Here is a 7374-nt window from a genome sequence, read left to right as displayed (position 1 = left end):
CTACTCATCACTTGCAGAAGTGGGAGTCTCAACTCAGACTGAGATGAATTCGATAAATTATTTGAAGTTTGCTCCACACGCAATTTCAGGGTGATTTATTTTATTATCTTTGCTTTTTATGATTCGTTCACCAGTTTGCCGGTCATATGCTCAGGGCTCAACTCCAGACAAAGCACGCGCACCAGGGAATGTGTCAGTTCATGTTCCAGATAAGCGGCATCATCCGTAAATTTTCGACACAGATTTGTGCAAATATATTTTGTCTTCTCTGCCTCTTCCACAACGCTGATCTGCCCAAAAACCACTACACTGCGAATGTTCAACGCCCACTTGCCTTCTTTGCGATATCCCTGATCATAAACACAATAAGACGCTTTACTGCAAGCTTTCAATAATTGTATCATGGATTGCTGACCAATTACCAGTATATGTCAAATTTTTTATATCCAAAAACTATATCCACACAGACAAAAATGCGAATCCAACACTTACTAACATCGACCTTTCAGCATGATACGTTTTCAAAAATACTCTATCTATAATTGGTGTTGCCCATGCGATTAACCCTGTTATAATGCTCGCTACAGAATACAGCACTATTACACCATCCCGCAACAACAGAATACACAAAAATATGATGATGGTTCTGAAATAATAATATAGCATAGAATGTTTTCCATATCTATACTGGAAACTGTAAGTTGTAAAAATCAGCGGGTAAGTTGCATTTCACGATTTATTCAGAATAAATCAGACATTTTTCTCATAATCTAATTAATTGAATTACAGAATTAAAGATTTCTGGTCATGTTTTGACCAAATAGAAAAAATCCCGGAAGCAATGTACTTCCGGGATATAAACTCTTTTGAAAAATCTCTTCCGAGAAAATTATCTCTTTGAGAACTGCAATCCCTTTAAATAAAGGCTTTTACGCCATTTTGTGCGCTACCAGTGTGTTACTAAAAAACATTCTGCACTTACTATAGACCACTCCAAAACACGCACACTACGATACTGCCATAGCCTTTATTTGTCTTATCCGTTTTTCATATTCTGCTTCTATCTCTGCTTTGCGGATTGCTATATACTCTACAGACGAACAACCATGTTGTTTAAATTGTCCTACACTATTTTTATATGCTTTTGCTTCTACAATTTCAAAGTTTTCTAGCAACATGCGTCTGGCCTTACCCATGCGCAACTTTTTCAATCCACTTTCCCTTATCTGCCGGATACGGTTTGTTGAAAGTCCCTGTTTTGTCGCAACTGCTGCCAATGATTTCTCATCTATAAATATATCTCTTAAAACATCATTTTCCCTATCATTTGTGTATTGCTCTACAATGTCCCATAATTTGCTTTTGGCATATTGCTTGTATATCTTTTCTACGGCATCCGCTTCAATGTCAATATTAACCGGTATGTTGTCTTGTAACGTAAAATCATCATTTACAGTTAGCGGCGTATCAAGACTTATTACACTCTGCATATAGCGCTTTATTTCCTGAACTACAGTTACTGTAACATCTAATCTCTTTGCGATTTCTTCATCTGTCGGTTCTCTCTCTAATTCCTGTGTCAGATCTGCAACACATTTTCTATAACAACTAATTTTCTGTTTTGTATAGTTCGGTATCCTTATTATTGAACCGTTTTGCTCTAAATAGCGGCTTACACTCTGCCGTATCCAAAAACACAAATACGTTGTAAAAAGCACGTTTCGAGATGTTTCATAATGCTTTACAGCTTCTACCAATCCAAAATATGATTCCTGTAACAAATCTTCCCTATCATCATATACAGAATAAGGTTTTATGATCTTTTTGATTAACGGAAGATTTTTTTCATACAACATTTGCATATTATCCGTTACAGAATAACCGCTTTTAATTTGCTCAATAATCTGTTCATTTGTCATTGTCCTGCACCTACCTTTATACTATAATTGAGATAGATACAATACATTAAAGAGAAGTCAAACCGCTAAATACATGACTTCTCTTTTATTTTACCACAAAATAGCCTTTTTATATATTTTAAAATATTTTCAAAACAGGCAGCAGAACACCCCTTTTTTATTTTTGGCAGTTACCCGGATAGCTTAGTAGGGGGATATATGGTTATTTTATCTAACCCCCTCCCCCCTCTGGAAAAAAAATACAGAGGTATTTACCCCTGCATTTCTTCTTTTAACTCTCTCTTGTATTTATAATATGTATTTCTTGCAAGTCCGATTAATTTCATACAATCAACATCCGATAATGTACCGCCAAACTCTTGGCTATATTGCTGTATCTTCTTCTTTGCTTCTATAGATTTCTTTGTGACTAGCTTTGTTCCCGGCTTCTGTCCGATCTGTTTACCATTTAATCTTGCTGTTTCTATTCCCTCTTTAGTTCGTTGGTACAAGTCCTGCACTTCTTTCTCTGACTGTTCAAAAGCAAGTCTGATCTGTTCCTTTGCTAATGCCATAAGGTATTTATTCACACCCTCTAATATATAATCAGCATTCGTTCCTGTCATTGCAACAGTACCAGACAAAGCCTTTTTATACACCTCTGTATTTATATGCGGCTCTTTTAAAAACTCAAGTGTTATGTTTCGACAGAAAAGTTTTTCATACTCTATATAACCCTCTTCTGCACTACGGCTCATTCTTGATACAGAATCAAAAACAATAGTATCTGTTGGTTTAGCAATCTTTAATATTTTATCAAGTTCTTTTCTTCCTTGGAATTTTGTGCCTGTATAAACCTCACGCACAATAATAGCATCTGGATGTACTGCTAAAATATTTCTAACCTGTCTTTCAATATTTTGTTTCTTTGTGCTTATTCTGCAATATCCATATATGCTCATATCACTTTTTCCTCTCATTAGTATTTATTGTAACGTTCGTTAATTTTGATACTTGTATTTTACCTGTTATTATTGTTGTTGTCAATATCTTTTGATACTATATTATACACCGTCACTTTTAATACTCTATTATGATATGAGAAAAATAATTTGATATATCGTATTAAATCTGTTAGAATCCTGTACAGGAACAATCGTGTTACCGGGTGGCTGACCTCTGTTTTATTTTACATAGAATGGGGGTGGTGCTGATGAACAATAATCATTTTGATTTCAAAGACCTTATGGCTTTTGGCATGTTCATTTTTGCATTGCTGACATTCGTTTTTACGTTTATCAGATAATGTTTTTCTAGCATAGAAAAAACCACCCTCTTTAACTTTGGCGAGTTAGGGTGGCATTTTCTATGTTCATTCTTATTAACTGGTCAACCACTTGTGGCGATTGTTCTTTATTTACAATCTAAATGTATCACAACCTGCCGCAAATTTCAAGAACACCGTTACAAAATAACGTATCATTCTGTAACGTTATCATCTTTTGGCAATGCTTTCAGTTTTGGTAATTTTTCTATCTCTGATCTATCATGCAATTTCCCGTCTTTTCCTAATATCGGTAATTCTTCCGCTGCTAATACTTTGCGTTCTGGTTTCTCTGTCTCTGGTTTTAATTTAAACTCTGACGCATTAACATACCCGGAATTATTTGTTAAATCAAAAATACCGATTACTGCCGGAATCTTCTGTCTGAAAATCAACTGTTTCTTGGCAGCAGTAATTAAATCCTTACCCCTTAAAATAAAATCCTGCCATTCTGCATTGCGTGTTTTCTCATATGTGAGCAACGTCATTCTGGTAATTCCTAAAAATACCGCCCAACTTTCAATGTCTGGTATTAATTTATGCTCCCGGTCATCCTCTTTATTGCAATTTTGCACATATTCAAAATATTCATAGGTTGTTTGTTTAAACTGCTCCAATCCGTCCGGTGTCTCTGGATATTTCGCTCTATGCCCCTTTAAGGATGCAACTCCCATATCAAGTACAGCTTCCAGATCATTCTTGTCAATTTCCGTTACCTCAAAACGCCGTTTATATTGTTTCTTTGGCAGTAGTACATTATTATTACTCATTGTAACCTCTTTCTGCTCTATTTGAGCCATTATTATATAATTTACGTGTTTCTATACCCTTTTTTCGTGTAAAGCCATCTGCATCGAACTTAGTTCTTTATGCTCTTTTGCGATTGTAGTAATTATGTATTTTCTTATGACAAGAACCGCATAACGTACATATATCCGTCAAAACATTTTCGTTTCCTAAGTTTTTGTATGTGATATGATGCACCTGTACACTCTTGATTTCGTCTAAAGGCCTGCCACACATACAACACCCTTTGTCTATTGCTATGCGTTCTTGCTTTTTTGCTTTCCACTGCTCACTCCGCATATAATCCTTATACTCTTGTGTCTGCATTTCCTATCATCTCCCGGTGTAACCTGTCAAACTCTGCTAACTCCGCAATCACTAAAGCAATCATAAAATCATGGTTGTGATATTCCTCTATAAGCATGTCAGCATCATTTACAAGGCTATCCCAAAAAGTGTCATTGTCACAAATTTTATTGATATATTTTTTGTGAAATTTCCAGATTGTCTGATACATCTGAAAATACAAATCTTGCTCCAACTATTCACCTGCTCTCATAAAAACCGTTACAGTAAAAATGCACAGTTTAGTTTACTAAAGTGTTTCAAACCCGCATAAATACTGGATTTGTGCAATATATGTATTTAATATGGGACATTCTAAAGTTACACTATAGATACTTACAGATATTTTACATATAATGCACATTTCCTGCTTTTTCATCAAGTAAATGGTATCGGTTCTTGTCCGTTTACTTCCATAAAATCTGATTCTGCCGTATACCCCTTTACGATGTTTCTAACGGTCTTTCCCTCTACGGTTCCACTGGTCGCATAAAGTCCTTTACTCTTAATTTCGGATATAAAATTGCCCTTGCTTTCTGTACCATAGCCATTATCAGAACACCATGTGCTGTATACTTCATAGATTGACTTTATACTGCTGTTCTTCCCGGTTTTGGCAAGGCATTCTTTGATAAAGTTACCGATTTTGTCAGAATCTGTTCTGTATGTCTCTGTTGTCTGCTGTACTGCTGCCGGCGGTTTTAATCCCTCTTTGCGGTACATACGCAAACCATCAATACACCAGTTTAAAATACCGGATAACTCACTCTCCTGCCTTAATTTGTCCTTTAAATGCTTGTCCTGTTCTTCCGGTTCAAAATGACGATCAAACGAAATCACATTGATTCTGCCGGAAGTAAATACCGTATCATCTGTAATAGTAGGTAAATAATTCGTATTGATTACCAGTTTAAATTTAGGGATAAAACTAAACTCTCTTTGATGTAAATGCCTTGCGGTTATACTGTCACGTCCTAGCAGAGATTTGAGCAGTGCTGTATCAAACAACATTCGTTTTGGTGGCTCTGATGCATTACAGAACCTGCAACCAGCTAATCTTGCGATATCTCCGCTTGCCTGCCTGGAATCCATGTTTTGTTTTACTGCCAGGCTTTCCGGCTTCATTGTCAGTGCATAATCACCCAATAGATGTATCAGCGTTTCACAAAATGTGGACTTGCCATTTCTGGTTGTAGAACCATACAAGATAAAACACGTTTCTTCCTGTGTGTTTCCGGTTAATGATAAGCCTGCTATTTTCTGCAAATACTTTATTTTCTCTTTATCCCCTTGCATAATCTCATAAAGAAATTTTTCCCATTCCTTGCAACTGGCAGCAGGATCATAATTTGCGTTACAGATTTTAGACAGTAACATATCTGGTGAATGTTTTAAAAATTTTGGTGTATCCTCTGATAAGTCCACAGTTCCATTTTGCACATTTAACAGATAATCATTTGTATCTAAATCTTCGTTACTGAAATAATAAACGTCTCTGGAATCCTGCAACATATTATTCCGGCTTCTAAGGCTGCATAGTGAACTAACAGATTTTAAATAATCACTGTTCCCGGTACTGCTGCCATATGCAAGCAAAGCATCTGACAATACTTTTGCATCTGATCGGGCGCTTAATCCCTCTGTATCGTCAACCCAACGTTTGCCATCGTATGACATAAAGTCTTTTCTGGATGCATTATATCTATGCCTGTCTTTAAATATTTCAGCAAATAATGCTCCGAATCCCTTATCATTTGTTTCATAATTGCTCACAGCATTTAACATCTGCAATTTATCCGGCAAACTGGTAGGCTCTGCATTCTCCGACACGTTTTCTTGTAACGGTCTTGTCTGCTCCGTTTTCAGCAACTGCTCAAAGTCCTGTTTGCTATGGCCTGTCTGAAAATAATCTGTAATATCTGCCTTTGGTATGTCTGGCATCGGTGTAATAACCTTTGCTGTCTTTGCGATTCCTTGCAAATCTGCATAAATTCTATTTGCTACGCTTTGCCCCGGTATGTCATTATCTGCCAGAATATACACAACCGCATCTTTCAAAATACTTGCAAACTCACTTTGCCAGTCATTCACGCTACCAAATGTAAAACCCACAAATCCATGCTTTGTCAGTGTATCAACGTCCTTTTCGCCCTCTGGAACAAAGACAGGCTTTCCACACTGTATTGCTTTCTGAATGGCGTTCAAATCGCCATATATCGCCCTATAACTTTTTCTAGGTTTAGATCTTGGCAGACCATAAGAAAAACGCTCATTCTCCAATCTGCCGTATAATATTTTCTTGCCCTCTAAGCGGATTTTATGAAATGCATAACCACCGTTAATAAAAACGTATGGATATACTGCTTCTATTTTGCGCTTTTCTCTGCTCTCAATGTACATTTTCCACTTTTCAACATAAGAGATGTTATTATAAAATGTATTTTTTTTCTCTAATCCAGCAGCAGTTAATATATCTTCCAGTTTACAACCTGCGTGACAGTGAAATAACGTGCATTTATCCCCTTTGCTAATCGTCAAAGAAGCCTGTTTATCATTATGCGCCGGACATTTTGCCTGTACCTTGCCGTTATTATATCTGCTTACTACATTAAAATGCCGTACATTGTCATTGTAAATTTCTTCACTATTCATCAAGCACCCCCGACTCTAACTCACGTCTGATATCTTCCGCTTGTTGATCTAATTCATTCATTAAATTCTGGCAAGCCTGTTGTACGTTTTTATATTCTGTTTCGCATTTGAAATCTTCCACTTCTTTATATTTTTGCATCAACTCTGCCTGCTTCTTTAATAGTTCTTTTCTACGTTCTGGCGTTATGTAGTGCTTCTGATATTCTTCTGCTGCACCGGCATTATTGTATATATACGGTTCTGAAAGATATACAGACGGTCTATTATCAAATACAATAGACAAATCCTGTAAAACTTCTTCTCCGTCTGCATCTCCAATCTGTGGTGTTAGAATATAAATAGTACAAAATAAACATGACCATTTTCAAT

8 protein-coding genes are annotated in these 7374 nt (G+C 36.3%); all 8 read right to left on the bottom strand.

Going from position 1 to position 7374, the window contains the following annotated elements; translation table 11 throughout:
- Positions 1-116: 116 nt before the first annotated feature.
- The 8 genes from LG34_RS06945 to LG34_RS06910 all read right to left on the bottom strand — a co-directional run bounded on the left by LG34_RS06945 (position 117) and on the right by LG34_RS06910 (position 7288).
- Complete coding sequence (locus LG34_RS06945) at positions 117-404, bottom strand: pyridoxamine 5'-phosphate oxidase family protein (protein WP_146190200.1); 288 nt, start codon at positions 402-404, stop codon at positions 117-119.
- Positions 405-1007: 603 nt separating this feature from the next.
- Entirely contained in the window at positions 1008-1919 is a 912-nt protein-coding gene (locus LG34_RS06940; RefSeq protein WP_109215453.1) for a sigma-70 family RNA polymerase sigma factor, read from the bottom strand.
- A 251-nt stretch (positions 1920-2170) separates the two neighbouring features.
- Positions 2171-2860, bottom strand: a complete 690-nt coding sequence (locus LG34_RS06935) for a recombinase family protein (RefSeq protein ID WP_109215452.1) — start codon at positions 2858-2860, stop codon at positions 2171-2173.
- Between the two features lie 517 nt (positions 2861-3377).
- Complete coding sequence (locus LG34_RS06930) at positions 3378-3992, bottom strand: hypothetical protein (protein ID WP_109215451.1); 615 nt, start codon at positions 3990-3992, stop codon at positions 3378-3380.
- A 97-nt stretch (positions 3993-4089) separates the two neighbouring features.
- Positions 4090-4245: an HNH endonuclease gene (locus LG34_RS17460; protein WP_431602603.1), complete on the bottom strand. Its 156-nt coding sequence runs from the start codon at positions 4243-4245 to the stop codon at positions 4090-4092.
- Positions 4246-4315: 70 nt separating this feature from the next.
- Positions 4316-4549, bottom strand: coding sequence for a hypothetical protein (locus tag LG34_RS06920; RefSeq protein WP_109215449.1), 234 nt, complete (start codon positions 4547-4549; stop codon positions 4316-4318).
- A 182-nt stretch (positions 4550-4731) separates the two neighbouring features.
- The gene (locus tag LG34_RS17075) at positions 4732-7005 is read right to left on the bottom strand and encodes a phage/plasmid primase, P4 family (protein ID WP_242979822.1); all 2274 of its coding nucleotides are present in this window, start codon (positions 7003-7005) and stop codon (positions 4732-4734) included.
- The gene (locus LG34_RS06910; RefSeq protein ID WP_109215448.1) at positions 6998-7288 is read right to left on the bottom strand and encodes a hypothetical protein; all 291 of its coding nucleotides are present in this window, start codon (positions 7286-7288) and stop codon (positions 6998-7000) included. The genes LG34_RS17075 and LG34_RS06910 overlap by 8 nt, the downstream gene beginning before the upstream one ends.
- Positions 7289-7374 lie beyond the last annotated feature (86 nt).

Source organism: Eubacterium ramulus (assembly GCF_003122485.1).
GTDB lineage: Bacteria > Bacillota > Clostridia > Lachnospirales > Lachnospiraceae > Eubacterium_I > Eubacterium_I ramulus_A.
This window is presented reverse-complemented; position numbering and strand designations above follow the sequence as displayed.

Coding starts and splice junctions, on each gene's coding strand:
- LG34_RS06945 (WP_146190200.1), bottom strand. CDS start 404: ATGATACAATTATTGAAAGCTTGCAGTAAAGCGTCTTATTGTGTTTAT.
- LG34_RS06940 (WP_109215453.1), bottom strand. CDS start 1,919: ATGACAAATGAACAGATTATTGAGCAAATTAAAAGCGGTTATTCTGTA.
- LG34_RS06935 (WP_109215452.1), bottom strand. CDS start 2,860: ATGAGCATATATGGATATTGCAGAATAAGCACAAAGAAACAAAATATT.
- LG34_RS17460 (WP_431602603.1), bottom strand. CDS start 4,245: ATGTGTGGCAGGCCTTTAGACGAAATCAAGAGTGTACAGGTGCATCAT.
- LG34_RS06930 (WP_109215451.1), bottom strand. CDS start 3,992: ATGAGTAATAATAATGTACTACTGCCAAAGAAACAATATAAACGGCGT.
- LG34_RS17075 (WP_242979822.1), bottom strand. CDS start 7,005: ATGAATAGTGAAGAAATTTACAATGACAATGTACGGCATTTTAATGTA.